The sequence below is a fragment of the Paenibacillus psychroresistens genome, from assembly GCF_009728935.1.
Classification (GTDB): domain Bacteria; phylum Bacillota; class Bacilli; order Paenibacillales; family NBRC-103111; genus Paenibacillus_AC; species Paenibacillus_AC psychroresistens.
Map to the genome: position 1 here is coordinate 7,315,891 of NZ_CP034235.1, position 19,314 is coordinate 7,335,204.

23 protein-coding genes and 1 pseudogene are annotated in these 19,314 nt (G+C 41.5%); 8 read left to right on the plus strand and 16 right to left on the minus strand.

What is annotated here, in order from left to right:
• Positions 1 to 4 precede the first annotated feature (4 nt).
• Together EHS13_RS32895 and EHS13_RS32900 are read right to left on the minus strand one after the other, a co-directional pair.
• On the minus strand, positions 5 to 784 hold the full coding sequence (locus EHS13_RS32895; protein ID WP_155704427.1) for an ABC transporter permease: 780 nt from the start codon (positions 782 to 784) through the stop codon (positions 5 to 7).
• Positions 781 to 1,794 carry an ABC transporter ATP-binding protein gene (locus EHS13_RS32900; RefSeq protein ID WP_227013655.1) on the minus strand — a complete coding sequence of 338 codons (1,014 nt, stop codon included), beginning with the start codon at positions 1,792 to 1,794 and terminating at the stop codon, positions 781 to 783. Before EHS13_RS32900 ends, EHS13_RS32895 begins: the two co-directional genes overlap by 4 nt.
• A 189-nt stretch (positions 1,795 to 1,983) precedes the next feature.
• Here EHS13_RS32900 and EHS13_RS32905 point away from each other — a divergent pair, with 189 nt between their 5' ends.
• Together EHS13_RS32905 and EHS13_RS32910 are read left to right on the plus strand one after the other, a co-directional pair.
• Positions 1,984 to 2,697 (plus strand): MerR family transcriptional regulator, encoded by a 714-nt coding sequence (locus EHS13_RS32905; protein ID WP_162463370.1) that lies wholly within the window; start codon positions 1,984 to 1,986, stop codon positions 2,695 to 2,697.
• Positions 2,697 to 3,125, plus strand: a pseudogene (locus tag EHS13_RS32910) (class I SAM-dependent methyltransferase); the annotation flags it as partial. The gene EHS13_RS32905 and the pseudogene EHS13_RS32910, both read left to right, overlap by 1 nt.
• An 87-nt stretch (positions 3,126 to 3,212) precedes the next feature.
• Here the strand turns inward: EHS13_RS32910 and EHS13_RS32915 are convergent.
• On the minus strand, positions 3,213 to 3,392 hold the full coding sequence (locus EHS13_RS32915) for a hypothetical protein (RefSeq protein ID WP_155704430.1): 180 nt from the start codon (positions 3,390 to 3,392) through the stop codon (positions 3,213 to 3,215).
• 384 nt (positions 3,393 to 3,776) lie between these two features.
• On the opposite strand from EHS13_RS32915, the gene EHS13_RS32920 reads away from it, so the two are divergent.
• Positions 3,777 to 4,223 (plus strand): VOC family protein, encoded by a 447-nt coding sequence (locus EHS13_RS32920; protein WP_155704432.1) that lies wholly within the window; start codon positions 3,777 to 3,779, stop codon positions 4,221 to 4,223.
• A gap of 74 nt (positions 4,224 to 4,297) precedes the next feature.
• On the opposite strand, the gene EHS13_RS32925 is transcribed toward EHS13_RS32920, so the two are convergent.
• From EHS13_RS32925 to EHS13_RS32955, 7 genes are all read right to left on the minus strand, one after another.
• The gene (locus EHS13_RS32925) at positions 4,298 to 4,630 is read right to left on the minus strand and encodes a hypothetical protein (RefSeq protein ID WP_155704433.1); all 333 of its coding nucleotides are present in this window, start codon (positions 4,628 to 4,630) and stop codon (positions 4,298 to 4,300) included.
• Positions 4,631 to 4,740: 110 nt separating this feature from the next.
• Positions 4,741 to 5,403: an SdpI family protein gene (locus EHS13_RS32930; protein WP_155704434.1), complete on the minus strand. Its 663-nt coding sequence runs from the start codon at positions 5,401 to 5,403 to the stop codon at positions 4,741 to 4,743.
• Complete coding sequence (locus EHS13_RS32935) at positions 5,393 to 5,683, minus strand: autorepressor SdpR family transcription factor (RefSeq protein ID WP_155704435.1); 291 nt, start codon at positions 5,681 to 5,683, stop codon at positions 5,393 to 5,395. Before EHS13_RS32935 ends, EHS13_RS32930 begins: the two co-directional genes overlap by 11 nt.
• A gap of 126 nt (positions 5,684 to 5,809) precedes the next feature.
• Complete coding sequence (locus EHS13_RS32940; protein ID WP_155704436.1) at positions 5,810 to 6,790, minus strand: FecCD family ABC transporter permease; 981 nt, start codon at positions 6,788 to 6,790, stop codon at positions 5,810 to 5,812.
• Positions 6,787 to 7,812: a FecCD family ABC transporter permease gene (locus tag EHS13_RS32945; protein ID WP_155704437.1), complete on the minus strand. Its 1,026-nt coding sequence runs from the start codon at positions 7,810 to 7,812 to the stop codon at positions 6,787 to 6,789. Before EHS13_RS32945 ends, EHS13_RS32940 begins: the two co-directional genes overlap by 4 nt.
• Positions 7,813 to 7,816: 4 nt before the next feature.
• Positions 7,817 to 8,782 (minus strand): ABC transporter substrate-binding protein, encoded by a 966-nt coding sequence (locus tag EHS13_RS32950; RefSeq protein ID WP_155704438.1) that lies wholly within the window; start codon positions 8,780 to 8,782, stop codon positions 7,817 to 7,819.
• A gap of 100 nt (positions 8,783 to 8,882) precedes the next feature.
• Positions 8,883 to 9,686: a helix-turn-helix transcriptional regulator gene (locus EHS13_RS32955; protein ID WP_155704439.1), complete on the minus strand. Its 804-nt coding sequence runs from the start codon at positions 9,684 to 9,686 to the stop codon at positions 8,883 to 8,885.
• Between the two features lie 127 nt (positions 9,687 to 9,813).
• Between EHS13_RS32955 and EHS13_RS32960 the strand changes: the two genes are divergently transcribed.
• Together EHS13_RS32960 and EHS13_RS32965 are read left to right on the plus strand one after the other, a co-directional pair.
• Positions 9,814 to 11,061, plus strand: a complete 1,248-nt coding sequence (locus tag EHS13_RS32960) for an ABC transporter substrate-binding protein (RefSeq protein ID WP_162463371.1) — start codon at positions 9,814 to 9,816, stop codon at positions 11,059 to 11,061.
• 5 nt (positions 11,062 to 11,066) lie between these two features.
• Entirely contained in the window at positions 11,067 to 12,341 is a 1,275-nt protein-coding gene (locus EHS13_RS32965) for an extracellular solute-binding protein (protein WP_155704441.1), read from the plus strand.
• Positions 12,342 to 12,347: 6 nt separating this feature from the next.
• Here EHS13_RS32965 and EHS13_RS32970 read toward each other — a convergent pair whose 3' ends face one another.
• Positions 12,348 to 12,905, minus strand: a complete 558-nt coding sequence (locus EHS13_RS32970; protein ID WP_162463372.1) for a response regulator transcription factor — start codon at positions 12,903 to 12,905, stop codon at positions 12,348 to 12,350.
• 168 nt (positions 12,906 to 13,073) lie between these two features.
• Between EHS13_RS32970 and EHS13_RS32975 the strand changes: the two genes are divergently transcribed.
• Complete coding sequence (locus EHS13_RS32975) at positions 13,074 to 13,238, plus strand: hypothetical protein (RefSeq protein WP_155704444.1); 165 nt, start codon at positions 13,074 to 13,076, stop codon at positions 13,236 to 13,238.
• A 67-nt stretch (positions 13,239 to 13,305) separates the two neighbouring features.
• Positions 13,306 to 14,259, plus strand: a complete 954-nt coding sequence (locus tag EHS13_RS32980) for an NmrA/HSCARG family protein (RefSeq protein WP_155704445.1) — start codon at positions 13,306 to 13,308, stop codon at positions 14,257 to 14,259.
• 76 nt (positions 14,260 to 14,335) lie between these two features.
• Here the strand turns inward: EHS13_RS32980 and EHS13_RS32985 are convergent, their stop codons facing one another.
• From EHS13_RS32985 to EHS13_RS32995, 3 genes are all read right to left on the minus strand, one after another.
• Entirely contained in the window at positions 14,336 to 14,869 is a 534-nt protein-coding gene (locus tag EHS13_RS32985) for a M23 family metallopeptidase (protein ID WP_155704446.1), read from the minus strand.
• A gap of 130 nt (positions 14,870 to 14,999) precedes the next feature.
• A complete protein-coding gene (locus EHS13_RS32990) occupies positions 15,000 to 15,263 on the minus strand; it encodes an EamA family transporter (protein ID WP_227013656.1) in 264 nt (87 codons plus the stop codon).
• A 15-nt stretch (positions 15,264 to 15,278) separates the two neighbouring features.
• Complete coding sequence (locus EHS13_RS32995) at positions 15,279 to 15,980, minus strand: DMT family transporter (protein ID WP_227013657.1); 702 nt, start codon at positions 15,978 to 15,980, stop codon at positions 15,279 to 15,281.
• On the opposite strand from EHS13_RS32995, the gene EHS13_RS33000 reads away from it, so the two are divergent.
• Positions 15,943 to 16,653 (plus strand): ArsR/SmtB family transcription factor, encoded by a 711-nt coding sequence (locus EHS13_RS33000; RefSeq protein WP_155704447.1) that lies wholly within the window; start codon positions 15,943 to 15,945, stop codon positions 16,651 to 16,653. The genes EHS13_RS32995 and EHS13_RS33000 overlap by 38 nt on opposite strands.
• A 443-nt stretch (positions 16,654 to 17,096) precedes the next feature.
• Here EHS13_RS33000 and EHS13_RS33005 read toward each other — a convergent pair whose 3' ends face one another.
• Both EHS13_RS33005 and EHS13_RS33010 read right to left on the minus strand, forming a co-directional pair.
• Positions 17,097 to 17,933, minus strand: coding sequence for a sulfurtransferase (locus tag EHS13_RS33005; protein WP_155705608.1), 837 nt, complete (start codon positions 17,931 to 17,933; stop codon positions 17,097 to 17,099).
• A gap of 17 nt (positions 17,934 to 17,950) precedes the next feature.
• Positions 17,951 to 19,300 (minus strand): LLM class flavin-dependent oxidoreductase, encoded by a 1,350-nt coding sequence (locus tag EHS13_RS33010; protein WP_155704452.1) that lies wholly within the window; start codon positions 19,298 to 19,300, stop codon positions 17,951 to 17,953.
• Positions 19,301 to 19,314 lie beyond the last annotated feature (14 nt).

Here is a 19,314-nt window from a genome sequence, read left to right on the forward strand (position 1 = left end):
TTTTTCATCCCCCTGTAGCCTGAAATTTATTAACCCCTGATTTCCAAATCCAGTAACCCGATAGCATAAAGATCATTAACCAAATACATTGTTTAGCGATCAGTTCAAACACAACTCCGTGATCAAGAGGTGATAATAACAGCATCGCAGGCAATCCTAAACAAGAAAAATAAGGCAGGAATTGTATAGTGCTTTGCAGGACAGAGGGAAGGAAGGCAATCGGTGCCGCTTGGCCGCCAAGCAAGAACATAAGAGCATCATTCACTAAAAGAGTAGAATCTGAACGTGTAGTCCAGAAAGAGATACAGGCAAGTATAAAGCCCATAAAAAAACGAATCACGGAAGCAAAAACAAGGCTAATCATAAAATAAACAATTCTCCAGCCAGTCAAGTCAATATGCGGATGAAATACCAACCATAAGATGATAACAATTGGTATATTAAAGCAGAGAAATAACAGCTTAGAGCCAAAATTATCAGCAATACTTTGCAGGATAGGGTGATAAGGGAGCAAAAGCTGTTTGGAATACGTTCCATTGCGGATCTGGAAAGCTATCGTCCAATGTTCATAAGAGTAAGTAAACTGATTGACGAACAGGATCGTCAGATAGTTGGCAATCAACCAATCCACTTGTCCGGTGCGATTGCTGTTCTCCAGTACAGCAATCCACGCAAACATCGCAATCAATGGCGGAATAATCCACTGTAAAGCCAGTGAGAAGAAAAAGCCTCTAAAAACAAGCAAGCTCAGCATAGAATGTCGTGCATAGAAGATAAAATTCACTTGGAAGCCACCTCCAGATTTCCTCTACCTACTAATTGATCAATTACATATTCTATGGGTGGATCTGAGACAGAAAAATCAAAGACATCAGGATAACTTAATACCTCCGAGACGAAAATAGAAGTCTCATCTCTATGAACGCGAAAAGTAATGATTTCCGTATTTTCTCGGCTCTCTTGCTTAACTATCTTATTTGCATGCTCCAGAAATAATCTGCCTTTAAGATCTGAGCTCATTTGTACTTCGACGAGTTTAAATGGAGCTAATAAATCAACCAATTTATTCAAAGGCCCATCATAAATAATAGAACCAGAGTTAATAAAAATAATTCTTTGGCAAAGACTGATTACATCCGCCATATAGTGTGAGGTTAAAAGCACTACCGTACCATACTTTTCATTAACCTCCCTGATACATTCGCGAACGCGAGATTGTACTGCCAGATCGAGTCCCAGCGTAGGCTCATCCAGAAACATCACCTTCGGTCTATGCAATAGAGAAAGGGCTAATTCACAACGCATTCGTTGTCCCAGAGATAGTGTGCGAGGCGTTTTAGTCAGCAAGTCACTAAGCTCGAAGCTTTCAATGTATTCATTTAATATATTTCGATATTCCACAGCCGACATCCCGTAAAGTCTGCGATGCAGCTCGAAGCTATCCACGATGGGAATGTCCAAATGCAGCTGCTGACGATTTCCCATCACCATACTTATCTGCTTTAAGAAACTAGGTTCGCGTTTATAGGGAACATATCTGAGTACTCGTACCTCACCAGAAGTAGGGTGCAGCAGGCCTGATAACATTTTCAACGTTGTTGTTTTGCCGGATCCATTCGGTCCAAGGAATGCAACCTTCTCTCCATTCAAGATCGAGAATGAAATATCTTGTACTGCATGCACCAGAGTTTGCTTGCGAACAAAGAGATGCTTTAATGCGGATTGCATCCCTTCTTTTCGTTCAAACATTTTATAATCCTTAGATAACCCTTCTACTTCAATCGCTTTTTTCAAACCAATCACTCCTTGTTTAAACTATCTAAGATTAGCTTACAACAATGATGCAAGTGCTAAGGTTATGAGTTAAATCCTTTATAATCAATGGACTTTAAAATTAAACTTTAGCTTAAAGCTTTAATGTTCTTTAATAATGTTTCTGTCTCTGTTAGAATGATTTCATGCTCAGAAAGGGAGTTTTCTTGCATGCAAACAAAGTCCCTCCGTCCCATTGATATCGCTATTAAAATTGGAATGAGTACAAGTGCGCTGCGTCATTATGAAGCGTGGGGTATTATCCCTTCAGTACCTAGGTCTGAAACGGACTATCGCCTTTATTCCAAAGAACATGAGGCTTATTTCGTCTGTATTCGATCTATGAATTCTGGTTTTTGCATGGCTTTGACGTGCAAGGTTATGCGGTTATTGATACAGAGGGATGTTAAAAGCGCGTTGTGGATAGTGAACGAGGCGTGTGCTGAGCTGAATCAGGAATGGAAAACAGTAAACCGGACTATTCTAACACTAAAAACGATAAATACATCTCCTAAAATGATTAATAGGAAAAAAAGAGCAAGCTTTACCATCAAGGAAGCTGCATTGGAAACAGGAGTGACTGCAACAACCATACGTTACTGGGAAAAAATCGGCATTATTGAATGTGACCGAGATCAAGCTAATGGTTATCGGTCTTTTTCAGCTGAAATCATTACTCAAATCTTACTAATTCAATCATTAAAATATGCAAATTATTCGCTAGAAGCTATTAAACAGGTGCTTAGTGAAATGAAAAACAATAACATTGCTAAAGCGATTGAAATAGCGGAGGGCTCTCTCTTAATGCTTGATAAACGCAATCAAGATCAGTTATCTGCTGTAGCACAATTATTAGAATTATGCCGATTTCTTCGTTTGGTATAAGTTCCTCGACGATTCTTGCAGAGCATGTGTGGGAGCATCTTGACTATGAAGAAGGTATTCAGGCTGCGGAAATATGCTTTGACTTTTTAAAGCCAGGAGGATACATTCGCTGTGCAGTACCCGATGCTTTTTTTCCTGATGAAGTGTACCAGAGTATCGTTAAGATTGGAGGTCCAGGGCCTCTAGATCATCCAGCTGCTAGCCATAAAATTGTTCATAGCTATACGAGTATCATTTCTATGTTCGAATCAGCAGGGTTTAAAGTTAAACTTTTGGAATATTGTGATGATGAAGGGCAGTTTCACTACGAATATTGGGATGAAACCCAAGGCTTTATTTACCGTTCCAAACGTTTTGACCATCGAAATCAAGATGGCAAGCTAGGCTGTGTATCCATCATTGTTGATGCGATAAAACCTAATCCATGAATAGATAATAGACACCTGTAAATGCAAGAAAAACCGGCAACCACTCGAGAATAAGTGATTACCGGCCTTTCGCTTCTCCAAATGAAACTACTTCGTTAAAACAAAAGGATTCCCACAAAGTAAGTTTCTATGTTTATCAAAATCAGTTGCTGCAAGAGTGTTACTTTCTCTATCTGTTAATAAAGTTTCAGCAAGCTTTTTCATCGCTTCCCCGTTACCAAAGTTTCCATTGAAATAAGGTGGTAAGTTTTGAATTGTTTCGCTCATTGTTACACTCCTTTTTTTGTATTTTCCTCCTAAACGTCTCCATTTTATTATATTACTTTATTTAAGAATCCGCATCCGTAATCTTACGTATATTTACGCCTGACTGCCATCGTAAAGATGGTGCACGAAGTCGAATAAGAGGGAGCATACCATCTCGGGAACCGGATATGGATTAAAGAAGCGAAGCATCTGGTCGATGCGGACGGTTCGCTGCAGATTCTTTCGTCTAGCAGCCAGAAACTTGCCACCAGTTTCTCGCTACAATTCATCTCGCTCATCATCATTCTCGTTATTTCCTACTTTAAGCCTTGGGGTAAAATAGGAAATAACTCAACCAAGAAAACGAAAATCGATGCCAATAATGGCTCATAGAGGAGGCATTCCATGATAAACAATCGATCAATACCAACCAATTCCATACTTCCACACATCTATTATGAAAACCTGGCCGATGTGATTAACTGGTTGAGCGAGGTGTTCGGCTTCGTTGAGCATTTCCGCTTCGAGGTCCCCGACGGACAGCTCCATGGCGTAATGATGCACCACGGTGATGCTTGGGTTATGCTTAAAAATTCCGTTCGTACACTGACGAGTCCAGCCAAACTAAGCTTTGCGACACAATCACTTATGGTGTTCATTGAAGATATCGATGAACATTATCTCCACACAATTGCTTCGGGTGCACGAATTGTGGAACAGCTTTTCGACTCGGAATACGGAGAGCGTCAGTACTCCGCGCAAGATTTAGAAGGACATTTATGGACGTTCTCTAAACACATTCGAGATGTCAGTCCCGACAGTTGGGGAGCCATTTTAACCAATAGGGGATAAGAATACAAGAACCAGCCCCTTCACGTTAAGAAGTGGCTGGTTCTTACTTATATCCAATTATTCCATTTTCTTTGCTATTTTTTCTCCTCTAAAAGGTTAAGCTCTTGGTCTACCTTTTGCGCAAGCTCGTGTAATTTAATCGCCACTTCATTGTCCTCTGCCGAAGCGAGATTTAAAAACTGCGTATATATATTTGGAGATTGTTTATCCCAAATCTGGTTAAATTTTGGATTTAAATATATGGATGGCTTTACTGCATATTTCAATTCATTCATAAATACACTTTTAATCGGGTCCGAGTTTTGATGTGTAGCCTCAGACATGGATTGACTAGTCATCAAGTAATGATCAGCAAGCTCTGCCGTATTTTCATTTGTTGTTAGCGTAAAATATTGAAGCGTCAGCATTTGGATTAGGCAGTTCAATATGTAAAGTCGCAGCTTCTACAATCTCCTTGGTATTTGTGCAGGCAGAAAAGACAAGAAAGACAGAAATCATAATTAGAATAAAGGACATTTTAAATGATTTCAACTGAATCATCCTTTCTTTTATGTATCAGATATGAATATCCAAATGGAATTAAAATTTGAATTGCTAGGGTAATTATTACGACTAGTATAGAGTTCGTAAAGAAGAGTGACGCGAGTGCCAGGAAACCAGTCAAAATCCAGAGAAATCCTGCAAACCGGTGAGTAAGGCGCCAATTGTTCTCATCTCTAAGTGCCCACGGTGTAGGAAGGCCACCTAAATAACTAGTCCGAACTCGTCCCATTACATTCCCCGTAAGAATTGAGCAAATCCCAAACATAACAATAAACCAGGTACGGAGATCAAACGGATGCCCGGTAACAATCAGCACCCATATACAGCAAATTACACTTAACACTACACTTGGTAAAAACCGTATATATTCAAAGGTACTTTGGAATTTGAGATAATTCGCACGTTTAGGATCCATAAGCGGAAATAATTTCACTATAAATGGCAGCAACAATGTGAAACATCCAATTCCAACTATAATATATTTCTTGTTCATATAACCGATCGGTAATCCATACCCTCCCATGTTTGAATATCTGGCAACTTGATCTGGCAACAGCTTGATTGCGACAATAATAGGAATGACTCCCAAGAGCAAAATTAAAATATCCCAAATGTTGAACTTAAGTTTATTTTTCATCTTTATTTACTCCCCCCGTTTCTTTATCAGCGAACATTTCCAAAAACCAGCCCATAACCTCTTGAACGACCGTTGTATTGAGTGAGTAAATAATATGCTGTCCGTCACGTTCATCCAAAACAAGCTTTGCACTTTTTAACAGATTTAAATGATGGGAGATGCTCGGTTTGGTCATGTTAAACTGATCGGCTATTTCTCCTGCTGTCAGGTCACGCTCATGCAATAAACGAATGATTTTCCTTCTTGTTGGATCAGACAAGGCTTTAAAGGCAATATTCATGAAGTTAATTCACCTCCTTTAATATTTAGATAATTATCTAATAGTCTAATATTAGCACACACTTCAAACATATAACAAGTCTCCCAAGAAGAATTCCAAGGAGCCTTATTATTTATTGTTGTATTCTTAGATCCGGTTGTGTCGCGCTCTCCGCAGTAAGTAGACGAAATATGGAGCACCGATGATAGCTGACATGATACCCACTGGAACTTCTCTCGGTATAATAATTGTGCGGCCGAGACAATCACCCAGAAGCATAAGATCAGCCCCAATGAGTGCAGAAAGTGGAATTAGCCATTTATGTCTGTTACCAACAATACTGCGGGCAATATGCGGTGAGATCAAGCCGATAAAACCGATAGTCCCAACTGCTGAAACCGATATGCCTGCTAGCGCTACCGCGAGAAGCAGCAGCCAGAAACGCTGCCGTATGATGTTTAAACCAAGAGATGCACTTGTTTCGTCTCCAAGCAGAAAGATATTCAGCTTCGTAGAATTCCACCACACAATTGGGAGGAGCGCAACAATCCAGGGCAGGAGTGAATGTACATCGTTCCATCCTCTACTCCACAAGCTTCCGGACATCCAGAGCAACGCCATATTAATATCAGCTGGATTCCTTACAATTAAGTACTGTGTGCCAGCCTGAAAAAAAGCTCCAACAGCAACACCAACTAAAGCAAAGGTAGCCGGCGTTAAAGATAAACTTTTACTTAGTAATAATAGAATTGCAAAGGCTGTGAAAGCTCCGACAAATGCTGCGAGAGGAAGCATATAGGCCGGTGCCTTGGGAAATAAAAAGATAACCGCTGCTGCGGCAAATCCAGCTCCTTTCGTAATCCCGATTACATCCGGGCTAGCTAGTGGATTTCGCACTAAGCTTTGCAGGATCACACCTCCAACAGCTAAACCAAATCCAGCTAAAATTCCGACAATAATTCGCGGTAGACGTACCTCATGGACAATGAAAAAGAACTTGCTATTTTCGTGAAGCAAGCCGGGCCATATCTCGTGTAAAGGAATAGAAACAGCGCCAACACTCACAGACACAATAGCTAAAATGAGCAGTATAAGAAACGCAGCAATAAGGGAAAATCCCATTCTCATGATTTTGCATCCCCCTTTTTCCGAGCTAAATAGATGAAGAATGGAGCGCCAATCGCAGCTGTTACAATCCCGACAGGAGATTCATAAGGGAAATCGATGAATCGGCTAATAAAATCGGCATACACGAGCAATACAGCGCCGAGCACTGCAGTTAAAGGAGCGAGAGCTGCAAGGTTAATCCCAATCAAGGATCTAGCGATATGGGGGACAATCAGGCAGACGAAGCCGATAGGTCCACATATAGCAACAGCTGACCCGGAGAGAATTATAACAAGAAGCATGCCGATGGCTCGGACTACGGCTACCCGCTGGCCTAACCCTGCGGCAATTTCATCCTCCATCATTAGCATACGGAATGACGGGAGCATGAGACTAAAGGCTAGCAGACCGAGAATAGTGAAAGGCAATATCGTTCGGACATCAAGCCATGCAGCTTGGTTTACAGAGCCGACAAGCCAAAAAATCATGCTATCTGTAGAAAATTGATTCAAAATAATTAGCCCTTCCGTAAGCGAAGATAGCATGAAATGCACAGAAATCCCAGCTAAAGCTAATCGAACGTATTGCTTCTGCCCCGTACCGCCAATGAGCGACCAAACAAGCAAGGCACCCGCTGCTGCTCCTACAAAGGCGAAAAGCATAGAGTCCATAATCGAGAAATTTGCTACTGCGACTAATCCGAGCACAACAGCCAAGGAAGCTCCTGCATTAATTCCGAAAACATGAGGGGATGCAAGCGGGTTTTTCGTCGTAAGCTGTGTTAGCAGTCCTGCCAAAGCTAGGTGTATTCCAACGATACAAGCTGTCAAAGTGCGAGGCAAACGCAATGTCTGGATATACAAATGCGCTTTTTCATGACCTTGATAGGTCAATGCTTCATATAAAGTTTTCCACGAGACATAAGCTGCCCCCCACTTAAGGCTAATTAGAATGCCAATAATCAACAATACAATAGACGTAGAAAAAAGGAAGAGCAGACGCCATTTACGGCTCTGCTTTTCCAATTGTAGCTTTTTTATCATACAGCTATTCTCCCAAGCTTTTCGCAATGTCTTCGGCCATTTTTTCCGAGCCGATTAATCCGCGGGAAAGCGACCAGTCGCGTCTCGCAACCGTGAATATTTTCTTGTTTGCAACTGCGTCTATTTTTTGCCATAACGGATTGCTCTCCCATTGCTTATCAATGTTTTCTTTCTCGACAGGCATCAAGAAAAGAGCCTGAGGGTTCACTTCTACGAGCTGCTCTAATGTTAATTGCGGGTAAGATGCACTATTCTTCACCGGATCTGTAAATCCTAGCATAGCCAAGAAGGAGCCTGTATAGGAATGATCGGAATGAGCGTAAAAGCCTTTTGGATTAACAACAGCAGGTAGAACACGGAGATCTGTATGTTTAATCTCTTTTTTCAATGCTTCCATTTTAGTTTCGTGCTCGGCTAAGCGCTTCTTGCCTTCTTCTTCCTTGCCTACCGCTATCGAGATGGTAGTATAATTTTTCAACATCTGACTATAATCAGCTTGAAAATCATCGAGAATGAGCAGCGGAGCAATAGCTTTTAATTGGGGGATAGCATTTTTGTGTTTATTAATATCTACAATAATCAGGTCCGGTTGCAAAGAACTAATCAATTCAATATTAGGCTCATAACGTGAACCAACGGACTTGTAATCTTTAAGCTGAGTTTTTACCTCGTCCATTAATAAGTTCGAATCATCGTCATCGGCAATACCTACTGGTTTAACACCTAATGTTACAAGGGCATCGGTAAAACCGAATTCCATAGTTACGATACGTTCAGGCTTCTTCGGCAATTCTACGGTACCTACTGCATCTTGGACCGTAATTTTAGTATCCTCTTGTGTTGCTGGGGTCTGGCTGGCTGGCGTGGTTGCCTCTGTTTGATTGGTCGTCGCTTTACCGCAAGCTGCAAGGCTTACAACAAAGACGCCGATCAATGTAATGCGAAGTGTACTTTTAATCCAGTGATTCATCTGTCTTCCTCCTGATAATGATAATTATTCTCATTTCAAATAATAACTGATTATCTACAGTATGAACATATCCAATATTCCGATACAGCATGTCTAATTTTTAGATGTTGGTTTCCGCTTCCTTGAATGAAGTAGGCGAGTATCCAGTCGTTTTTTTGAAAATTTTACTGAAATGAAAATAATCGTTGAATCCAACCTTTTGTGCGATTTCCTTAGCGAGCAGATCAGTTTGCAGGAACATGGTCTTGGCTTTTTCAATTCGAATATGGTGCAAATAATTAGTCATTGTCGTTCCAGTATGTTTTTTAAATAGTACAGTGTAATGGCCTTCGCTTATTCCAGCACGCCGGGCTAGCATAGGAAGAGTTAGCTTCACCATGTAATGTTCATTAATATAAGATAGGATCTCTTCCATAGAGTGGTCAGTGAATTTCTTCTCTTGTCCGATACGGGAATCGTTCAGATAAATGAACAAGATTCTTTCCAGCATCAATCGTTTTCTAACCTGATGCATAGCGGCTTCTTCGTCTGAAGATGTCTGGATTTCATGACTTGTGCGGATTAATTCATCCACCATATAATGAATTTTAAACTCACTTATTGTACTAAGCGGGCCATTTAGTGTCCAAACGCTATCTTCGGGAAATACGCGGTAGGTAATGACCACATACTCCACTTCCTTCGTTTTAGGGACCTGTATATAATATGGCCCATACTGGGGATGACAAGCAAAACCTTGTGTACAAACAACAGGTTCTTGGTCTTGAGCAGAAATAGAAATATATCCACTACGAACAATGATAATAGTATGGCTGTTCAGGGAACACTCCAAGGTTTGCGAAGTGAAATTGGAACTGATTTGTTCAATGAGCGGAATCATTTGATTAAAGTCTTGGAAAATCATGATGTTTAACCCTCTCTTGGCTTATTTTCTAACAAATCAACACTTAAATCTAACAAAATGTACATATATTGGTGAAGCTTTTTATATTATGATATTTCTATATGAATACAGGGGGACTATTTCGAATATGAAAAAATCTTTATTCACTGTGATTTTATTTACAATGATCTTTTCCCTATCGGCATGCAACGAACCAATGAAAGCTAAGGAACCTGCAACTATTCATCTATTGTTGCCTAAACCAAATGGTTACGATTCAGGTGGGTATCTGCGTGATGATTTATTTAAAAAAGCAGTTCCAGCTTTTCAAAAAATTAACCCGCTTATCACAGTTGTTATTGATTACATAACGGGAGAAGAAAATTATGAAACCGATCCATTAGATGTTATCCCATATAATACTCTGCTTATCAATGAGGTGCAAAAAGAGGAGATATTCTTAGATTTAAAACCTTTACAACAAAAGGCAGATAATAAGGAACTAGACATTAATAAAAATATCCTCGATTTGGCAACGAGTAACGGCAAGCTGCTTATTATTCCTTCTTCGGCTAATCCTTTAGTTATTTTATATAATAAGGATCTTTATAAAAAGGCAGGTATTCCTTTTCCTCAAGGTAATTGGACCTGGGAACAATTTAGAGAAGTTTCAAAAAAGATAAAAGACAACCATGGCTCCGTAATACCTTATGATCCCTATATAATGGAATTGTTGATGTCGAGCACGGGAAAAAGCTTGATATCTCCTGATGCGGATACTTCTATTGGGTATTTAGACAGCCCTGAGGCGATTCGTTCTATTCAATGGTTAAATGATTATTATAAAGATGATGAATCAAAAACCGTACCTCTAAATTTCACAGATGCCTATATTCGTTTTAGTACGGAACAAGTTGCCATGATACTCGGTTCTATTGATTCCTACACACTTTTAAAACAAAAAATAGGAGATAAAATTGGTGCTGCCCCACTACCTTATTTCGAAGGTGGGATGCGCGCAAATCCGATTAGCTTTGATGGATATGGGATTTCTAAGAACAGCAAGCACCCTGAAGAATCTTGGGCATTTATCCAATACCTTACTTTAACTAACCATGAAAATGCTATATCATTTTCAAACTTTAATATTACTACTAGTGCTTCAGTTGCAAAAGGCATTCATCAAGATACAGATCCAATAAAAAGTGTAATTGCCGACGAGTTGAATTATGCCGTCTTGCCATCTGGCTTCAGGAGTCCGCTTTATAGTAATCCTAAGATAAACAACCAATTTCAGGAGTTATTTAACCTAGATGATAAAGAGCTTCCGGAGAAATTACACGAGCTTGCATTGAGTGCAGATGAAGAATTAAAACGTGTAGTTAAGGGAGATTAACTATTATGAATAGACTATATCTAATTGTTATATTGTTAGCTGTTATCACTACCTCCGCATGTGATTTGGTGCAAAAAGCTCCGGAATCTGCCGATATTCACTGGATGATTAATGCGCCTTCTGATTTATCACCCTCCACTTTCAAAATAGATAAAATATATAGGGATACTATCCTGAGCTTTGAGAAGCTACATCCATCTATTAAAGTTACACTCGATTATTTTCCACAAACCCAAGATTTTGATTTCATGAAAATGATTAAAGGTGATCAAAGTCCCGATATTATACCCTTTGGTTTTTTTGATTTAGAAGGGATTGATAAGGACGGTTTATTTGTCGATTTATTAGGCTTGGTCCCAAACCCCAAAGATATCGATATTGATAAAAGAATTTTAGATTCCGTTAAATTTCATGAAAAATTGTATGTATTGCCCTACTCGTTCTCTCCACTTGTAGTGCTGTACAACAAAAATCTATTTGATGATATCGATGAACCCTACCCCGAAAATGATTGGACTTGGGAGCAGTTCAGAAGCATTTCCAATAAAATGCTGCCAGGACAAGGATCTGATATTGCGTACGATACATATACATTTGAAGCACTCGCGGCAAGTAAAGGAACAACTTTAATGGCATCTGATGGAAGTACTTTTGTTGGTTATTTAGATAGCCCTGAATCAGTTGAAGCGTTAAAATGGTTAAATGCTTACTATCATGATGATACATTAAAATCAGGTCCAAGAGATCCTACAGTTTCAGGAACAGCATTTAATTATGGTAAAAAGAGCATGGTAATAGGTGACCTGGAAGCTTATGCCTTTTATAAAACAAGCCTCGGGGAAGCTTTAGGCGTAGCTTCTCTACCCCATTTTGAGGGGGGGAAAAGAGTAAATCCATTATCTTATCTGGGGTTTGGCATTTCTAACAAAAGTAAAAACCCGCAAGCTGCTTGGGAGTTTCTCAACTACTTAACTTTGACAAATCAAGAGCATACAGCCGCCTTAACCCAAAGCTATTTGACTACTAGCAAATCTATTGGATTAGCAATCCATCAAGATACCGATCCGATCAAAAGCATACTAGCAAATGAGATTAATTACGCTATTAAGCCTCAAGGCTATGTAAGTCCAAAATATTATCAAGCTCAAAGCCCAGAAATATATACTCAATTTCAAGATCTACTTAATGTGGATGATAATGATGTTCAAGATAAGCTTCATGATCTAGCTCTAAAATTAGACAAAGAGTTGGATCGTTTAAAAACGACAGCAGATCAGTAAATGAAGCTAATTCTCCCTCCGCTCAAACATATACCGAAACAAGGCTGAGCGGGAGCGAAGCGCCAGCTTGGAGTAGATGCGTTCCAAATGGGTAGTTATGGTTCTTACACTTAAGCTTAAGTTGCTGGCAATTTCAGCGTTCGATATCCCCTTGGCCACTTGAGAGGCAACCTCCCACTCACGGTTGGTTAATATTTTCTCACCATTGCTTATTATTGGATGTTCCTGAGGAACCTCAATAGATTGTATTTGACCAGATAGGGAGTTTGTAAAGAAGGTATAAGAGGAATCATCAAACTGAGAAAAGATATCCAGGCATTGTTTCATCGCCTGTACGGCAACAACTGGCCTTTGAATCGAATCCAGCATCGCCCAGCCCAATCTGCTTCTGGCAACATCCAAAGGCAAATGTAACTCAACAAAAGCATCTGCTGCTTCTTCGAAATATTGTTTAGCCTGCGCTATATCTGTATCGGCATGTATCAAGCCTTGCAGCTGTTTAGCAATGGCTGAGGCATAAGTAGACGCGTCTTTCAGTGAAGTAAGCGAAGTTACCGTATTCAAAAATTCAATTAAACGCTGCAAATGTCCAATTGTATGGAATAAAGCTTCATCTTGGATGCGATTCCGATCCGCTCTTTGAACTTTTTCTATTAACTGAGCAGTGTCAGTTATGAAGAATTTAAAGCTTTCGACAAATCAATTAATCCGGAGCAATTGGTTCCTGAGGCAATGATATCCCACGTTGTTTCCAAGCATGAAAGTGGCGTTACGATAACTGATATATGGGAAAGCGAAGAGATAGCAGTTGCGTTTTATGCAGGTGTAACAGAAGCAAGCGGAATGCCAATGCCTCCAGTTAGCTACTCGTTGATTTATGAAAATAATTTCAAGTAAATATTAGGATGGGAAACCTTTCTTGTTTACGTGTTAGTATCGAATTGAATTTGATGGGAGAAAGTATATGGCTGATAAGAAGATTATAGTAGTAATGGGTGCAACGGGATCACAGGGTGGCGGTTTAGTACGGGCTATTCTGAATGACAAAGCTGGGGAATTCACTGTCCGTGCAATAACAAGAGATGTTAACAGTGAAACCGCGAAAGAGCTAGCTGCATTAGGAGCTGAGGTAGTAGCGGCTGATCTCGATGATGCTGAAAGTCTACAAAAGGCATTCAAAGATGCTTATGGTGCTTTCTGTGTTACTTTCTTTTGGAATCACTTTTCACCTGAGAAAGAAATCAACCATGCTAAGCTTATGGCAGAAGCAGCAAAACAAGCTGATGTTAAGCATGTTATTTGGTCTACCCTTGAGGATACACGAAAATGGATTCCTTTAAGTGATGACCGCATGCCAACTCTAATGGGCAATTACAAAGTACCTCATGTTGATTCAAAAGGTGAAGGTGATCGATTCTTTATTGATGCTGGAGTACCCACAACATTCTTATTGACCTCCTTTTTTTGGGATAACATGATTCATTTCGGGATGGGCCCTAAAAGAGGAGAAGATGGCACGCTGGCGATCACATTACCTATGGGTGATAGTAAGCTTGCGGGGATTGCAGCTGAAGATATTGGTAAATGCGCTTACGGTATTTTCAAGGGTGGACCAGATAAGTATGCAGGTAAGTTTATTGGAATTGCAGGAGACTTTTTGACTGGAATCGAGATTGCTGATTTGCTTTCAAAGACTTATGGTGAGACAGTTCGATACAATAAGCTAGCTCCTGAGATTTATCGCAGCTTTGGTTTCCCTGGTGCTGAAGATTTAGGTAACATGTTTCAGTACTTTGCAGAGTTCGATCAGGTTTTTACCGGAGCGCGGGACCTCGATGTTTCTCGTCAATTAAATGCTTCCTTACAGACTCTGGGTGAATGGCTGGCTCAGAACAAGGATCGTATCCTGGTTGAATAAACTAAATTTTTGTTTGAAAACAGTATTTGCAGAACAAAGACCGGGAGGACACCAGAACTAGGTGCCTTCCGGTCTTTTACTTAAGCATGGATACCGGATCGATATATTCTCCATCCATGAGGATTGAAAAATGAAGATGAGGACCTGTTGCTTGACCGGTGCTACCCATGTGTCCAATCAGGTCGCCTGATTTCACCATTTCTCCCTTTATAACAGGCATTTTTGCGTTTGCGAAATGCCGATATTCCGTTCGCCAGTTCTCATTATGTTCAATGACAATGGTAAAACCGTTGTCAGGATCATACTCTGCCTTGATTACCTTACCAGCAGCGGCAGCATATACATCGGTTCCTTCTTTGTTCACAATATCTATGCCATCATGCAGGATTTTCTGATGCGTTTGGTAACCAAATGGAGTTGTTACTTTACCAGATGTCGGCATTTTGAACACGATCTTTTCCGATACTTTCGGCGAAGGCAGAACTTTTTCTTTCTGCTCGCCAACCGTTTGATCAGACACCGCACTTATTGGTGCAGAATTTAGTGTTTGCTTAATTTTCTCTTCTTTTCCCGCAGCAAATGTGGATGGCAACACCAACAAAGCAACCATGATCAGTATGAAACCCTCTAAAACCAAGCACAGCTTCGCGGCTATTATCCCTTGTCAGTCGCCACTGAATTCTCCGAATAACTAATCCAATCACTCCTATTGGAGGATTACCTTCGGGAATTTTTTCCTATTAAGCTTCATTAAGTGTGGCAGCTGCTTGTTGGAGACGTTTTTTTCTTGCTAAGAATATGCCTCCTAGAATGAATGCTAGTCCTATCAATAAACTCCAATGAATTTGTTCGTTCAGCAGTGTGCTTCCCCAAATAATTGCGCTTGCCGGAATAAAATAGGTAACCATCGTAGCAAATTCAGGACTCCCTTTTTGGACCATAAAATAAAAGAGTATGTATGCGATGCTGAGGAAAGCAATCGTCCACGGACCAAAATCTTGCACATAAATCCCTTCTTTCTATTGTTGTAAAAGCTTCTTGTTGACTTTAGTCCAATTGACTAGGAATATTCCGATGAAGATACAAAATCCTCCTAAATAAACACACTTATGGATTTCCTCACCAAGGATCAACCATCCCGACAGGACTCCGAAGAACGGAGCTAAGAATAGAAATGCGCTTGTTTTCCCAGGATCACCACGACTCAGCAAATAATACCATGTTGCGAATTGTACTATTGAGCCCATGAGAGTTAGATAGACTACAACCCCTAAAGAAGTTGCATTGATGATAAGATGCGGTGATTCCAATACCATGCTCAGCAATAACAGAAGTAAACCGCCGAATAACATTTGATAAGCAGTCATTACCAAAGTATCAAAAAGCCCACCCCATTTTTTTACCATAACAGTAGCGATCGACCATGAAAGCGCAGATCCTAAGCCCAACCAAGACCCAGTCGTTAATTGCAAGTGGAATCCTAGTGTTATGAATACACCTATAAATCCTACGATTACCCCAAACCATTGAGACATTCGATACTTCAACCCTAGAAACCCGGTTCCCAAGATCACGACCAGAAGCGGATTAACAAAGGTCAATATGGAAGTCTCTCCAGACGGGATTGTACGCATGCTCAGAAAGATACACCCCATAACTCCCGTCGTCTGAAAAAATCCAATAATGATCAATTTCGTCCAGTCTTTAAATCCGAATGTCACGGTGATTGCATCTCTTATCGGCGATCCATCACGTTTAGCAATGCTAATGAGTTTGCTAGGGGGAAAAGCTCTACCCGCTGGCGAATTAGCCCATGCGGCTCGAATATCTCCACAAACGGCCAGCTCGCACTTAGCCAAGATGGTAGAGGGAGGTCTGCTGCTTCACGAACCACATGGCCGACATAAATATTTTCGACTTGCTAGTTATGAAGTTGGACATGTCCTTGAATCCCTTATTACCATTGCACCACCCAAATCCGTGCGTTCACTCCGTGAATCCGACGAACTAAAGACACTGCGTCATGCTCGAACTTGCTATGACCACCTGGCTGGTAAAATTGGGGTAGCCCTTACGGATCGATTACTTGATATGAAATTATTAGAGGAATCCGGGAATGATTATGTATTGCGCTTAGAAGGTAAGGAAAAGTTAAGGGAGCTCGGAGTTGAGGTTGATGCAGATCCCCGGAAACGGCGACATTATGCTCGCCAATGCTTAGACTGGAGGGAACGGCGGCACCACTTAGCAGGAAGCTTGGGAGCCCAGTTAACCAAAAGGCTGTTCGAGCTAAAGTGGATTGAACGCATACCTAATGGCCGGGCTGTTCGAGTAACAAACGAGGGAATCCAAGGATTAGCAGGCGAGTTCGGGCTTCATTACCCCTTTATTTGATTACCCAAGAAACTTCTCGACTCTTCGTCGAGGGATTTTTCCCGTTTTCGGAGTCTTATTCTTTATCATTTACATGAAGGTAAATTTTGTTGATTTCTCGTTGATTTGATTATTTGAACATTTAATGTGTTGATTTTAAGACTGAACTGGGTACGTTGAAGAGAAGTGAACTTAAAGCCTATACAAGAGGTATATTGCAATCTTTGAGAGTACAAATAATAAAAGCCGAGATACCTCCAGAGTGGAAGTTCCCGGCTTTTTGTGTCCGTACAGAGCATTGGGAGTAATAAGATCGTGCGTTTGGTTCGAGGGTTCTTGTAAGTATTTTCAGTGTGTGATTGTTGACTCCGTGTTGATTTAGAACCACTCAGAGTACGCTTTAAAGGCTAACTTACCTATCATATCAAATACACCGTTCCTTTTAGCACGGGGCTTCACGACTTTTATTCTCTGCCAGTCGCAACCGGATTCTCCCCGTAACTAATCCAATCACTCCAGCTGCCCGCATAAAGCTTCACATTCGTGAAACCTGCTTCGCTCAGTCCCAATACATTTGGAGTAGCCGTAACACCCGAGCCGCAGTACACGATGATTTCCTTATCTCTAGGAAGTTCAGCATAATTCGCGATGAGCTCATCATCTGTCTTCACTCTGCCCTGCTCGTCCAGTACGCCTTTCCAAAACTTATTGATTGCACCGGGAATGTGCCCAGCCGCTTTATCTATAGGCTCAGCCTCACCTAGGTAACGTGGCGCTTCACGTGAATCCAGCAATATGGTTCCCGGCTGTCCAAGTTTGGCCCGAACTTCTGCCACATCGACAAGCAAATCCGATTGAGGATTAGCAATAAATGTTGCCGGGATTGGCGTTTCTTGCAAAGCATCAACAGGCTGTCCCTCCCGTTTCCAAGCAGAAAAGCCTTCATCCAGCACAAAAACATCCTCGTGGCCCAAATACTTCAACAACCACCAAAAACGGGAGGCCATTGCTCCACCCTGATCGTCATAAGCGACAATACGCGTGTCCTTGCTTATCCCCGCAAGTCCAAGCTTCAAAGCTAGCGGCTCCAAGTCTGGCAGTGGATGCCGGCCACCGTGCTCGCCAATCGGTGCGGACAGGTCCCGCTCTAAATCGAAGTATACCGCCCCGGGTATATGCGATTCTCCATAAGCTTGGCGTCCTGCATCCACATGCCCAAGCTGAAATCGGCAATCGGCAATAACTAAATCGGATGCGAACAGGTTAGCTTTCAGCCATTCAATTGAGACGATATGCTTCAATTCCCTCATTCCTTCCCTTACTTCAGATTAGAATCACTTTCAACTCGAGTTGCATTTCGATTAACCGGTACCTTAAGGCCAAGATGCCCTCTCAGCGTATCATGTTCATACTCGGTACGGAACAACCCGCGTGCTTGAAGAATAGGAACCACATGATCAACAAAGTCGCTTATGCCTTCAGGCAGCACATGCCCCAGAAGGATAAATCCATCTACCGCGCCAGCATGGAAGAAACGCTCCAGCTCATCTGCAATCTGCACAGGAGTTCCGACTAGAGTACCTTTTGGCGTTGCATTGCGCAGAGCTACCTGACGCAAGGTCAGCCCCTCATCTTTGGCATATTTTTTTATGCGGTCTGTTACGCTTTTATAATTCTCGCTGCCTAAATCTCCAAGCTCAGGAAACGGTTCATCTAGCGGATATTGTGAAAAATCATGATGATTAAACCAGCGCCCCATATAGCGCAAAGCGTTCTCGATGCTGATCAATCCGGCGATTTTCTCATATTTAGCCAAAGCTTCCTCTTCTGTTGCGCCAACAACCGGCGAGATGCCTGGCAGGATAAGCAGCTCGTCCGGAGTTCTGCCGTATTTAGCAAGACGTCCCTTGATATCATCATAGAACCGCTTAGATTCTTCAACCGTAGTTACGCCGCCAATACCTGTGAATACCGCATCTGCCCCTTTGGCTGCGAGTTCTTTTCCAGCGTCTGAGGAGCCTGCCTGAAAGATAACTGGCTGCCCCTGCGGAGTTCTGCCAATGTTCAAAGGGCCTTGCACGGAGAAATGCTCACCCTTGTGGTTCAGCTTATGCATTTTCTGCGGATCAAAGAAAACTCCGCTTTCTTTATCGCGAATGAATGCATCCTCTTCCCAAGAATCCCACAATCCGCGCACAACGCTTAAATGCTCATCCGCAAGCTCATAGCGTTTGTCATGGGGCGGATGCTGCTCGCGGCTGTAATTAAGTGCCGCCCCGTCAAGCGCTGAAGTAACCAAATTCCAGCCAGCCCGCCCTTTGCTAAGAATATCCAGCGAAGCAAATTGACGCGCAACCGTGAAAGGCTCGCTATACGTTGCCGAAATCGTACCGACAAGACCAATCTTCGAGCTATACGCAGATAAAACGGATAATGTGGTTACTGGTTCTAAGCGGTTTAGGTACTGAGGCATAGTGACCTCGTTAATAAACAGCCCATCTGCAATAAAAACAAAATCGAGCTTGCCTTCTTCCGATTTTTGAACCATTTGCTTGTAATGCTCTAAATTGATTGCTCCATCAGCTGGTGTGCTTGGGTACAGCCAGGACGCCATTTGCTCCCCGGTTGCAAGCAATGCAGCTCCGAGCCTCATTCTTTTATCCGCCATGTATGCTCACCTGC

Excerpts from the sequence above, each read along its gene's own strand:
- EHS13_RS32925 (WP_155704433.1), bottom strand. The coding sequence starts at position 4,630 with ATGCTGACGCTTCAATATTTTACGCTAACAACAAATGAAAATACGGCA.
- EHS13_RS32955 (WP_155704439.1), bottom strand. The coding sequence starts at position 9,686 with ATGATTTTCCAAGACTTTAATCAAATGATTCCGCTCATTGAACAAATC.
- EHS13_RS32905 (WP_162463370.1), top strand. The coding sequence starts at position 1,984 with ATGCAAACAAAGTCCCTCCGTCCCATTGATATCGCTATTAAAATTGGA.
- EHS13_RS32980 (WP_155704445.1), top strand. The coding sequence starts at position 13,306 with ATGGCTGATAAGAAGATTATAGTAGTAATGGGTGCAACGGGATCACAG.
- EHS13_RS32935 (WP_155704435.1), bottom strand. The coding sequence starts at position 5,683 with ATGAATATTGCCTTTAAAGCCTTGTCTGATCCAACAAGAAGGAAAATC.
- EHS13_RS33000 (WP_155704447.1), top strand. The coding sequence starts at position 15,943 with ATGATCAATTTCGTCCAGTCTTTAAATCCGAATGTCACGGTGATTGCA.
- EHS13_RS32920 (WP_155704432.1), top strand. The coding sequence starts at position 3,777 with ATGATAAACAATCGATCAATACCAACCAATTCCATACTTCCACACATC.
- EHS13_RS32965 (WP_155704441.1), top strand. The coding sequence starts at position 11,067 with ATGAATAGACTATATCTAATTGTTATATTGTTAGCTGTTATCACTACC.
- EHS13_RS33010 (WP_155704452.1), bottom strand. The coding sequence starts at position 19,300 with ATGGCGGATAAAAGAATGAGGCTCGGAGCTGCATTGCTTGCAACCGGG.
- EHS13_RS32975 (WP_155704444.1), top strand. The coding sequence starts at position 13,074 with ATGATATCCCACGTTGTTTCCAAGCATGAAAGTGGCGTTACGATAACT.
- EHS13_RS32940 (WP_155704436.1), bottom strand. The coding sequence starts at position 6,790 with ATGAGAATGGGATTTTCCCTTATTGCTGCGTTTCTTATACTGCTCATT.
- EHS13_RS32915 (WP_155704430.1), bottom strand. The coding sequence starts at position 3,392 with ATGAGCGAAACAATTCAAAACTTACCACCTTATTTCAATGGAAACTTT.
- EHS13_RS32950 (WP_155704438.1), bottom strand. The coding sequence starts at position 8,782 with ATGAATCACTGGATTAAAAGTACACTTCGCATTACATTGATCGGCGTC.
- EHS13_RS32930 (WP_155704434.1), bottom strand. The coding sequence starts at position 5,403 with ATGAAAAATAAACTTAAGTTCAACATTTGGGATATTTTAATTTTGCTC.
- EHS13_RS32960 (WP_162463371.1), top strand. The coding sequence starts at position 9,814 with ATGAAAAAATCTTTATTCACTGTGATTTTATTTACAATGATCTTTTCC.
- EHS13_RS32945 (WP_155704437.1), bottom strand. The coding sequence starts at position 7,812 with ATGATAAAAAAGCTACAATTGGAAAAGCAGAGCCGTAAATGGCGTCTG.
- EHS13_RS32985 (WP_155704446.1), bottom strand. The coding sequence starts at position 14,869 with ATGGTTGCTTTGTTGGTGTTGCCATCCACATTTGCTGCGGGAAAAGAA.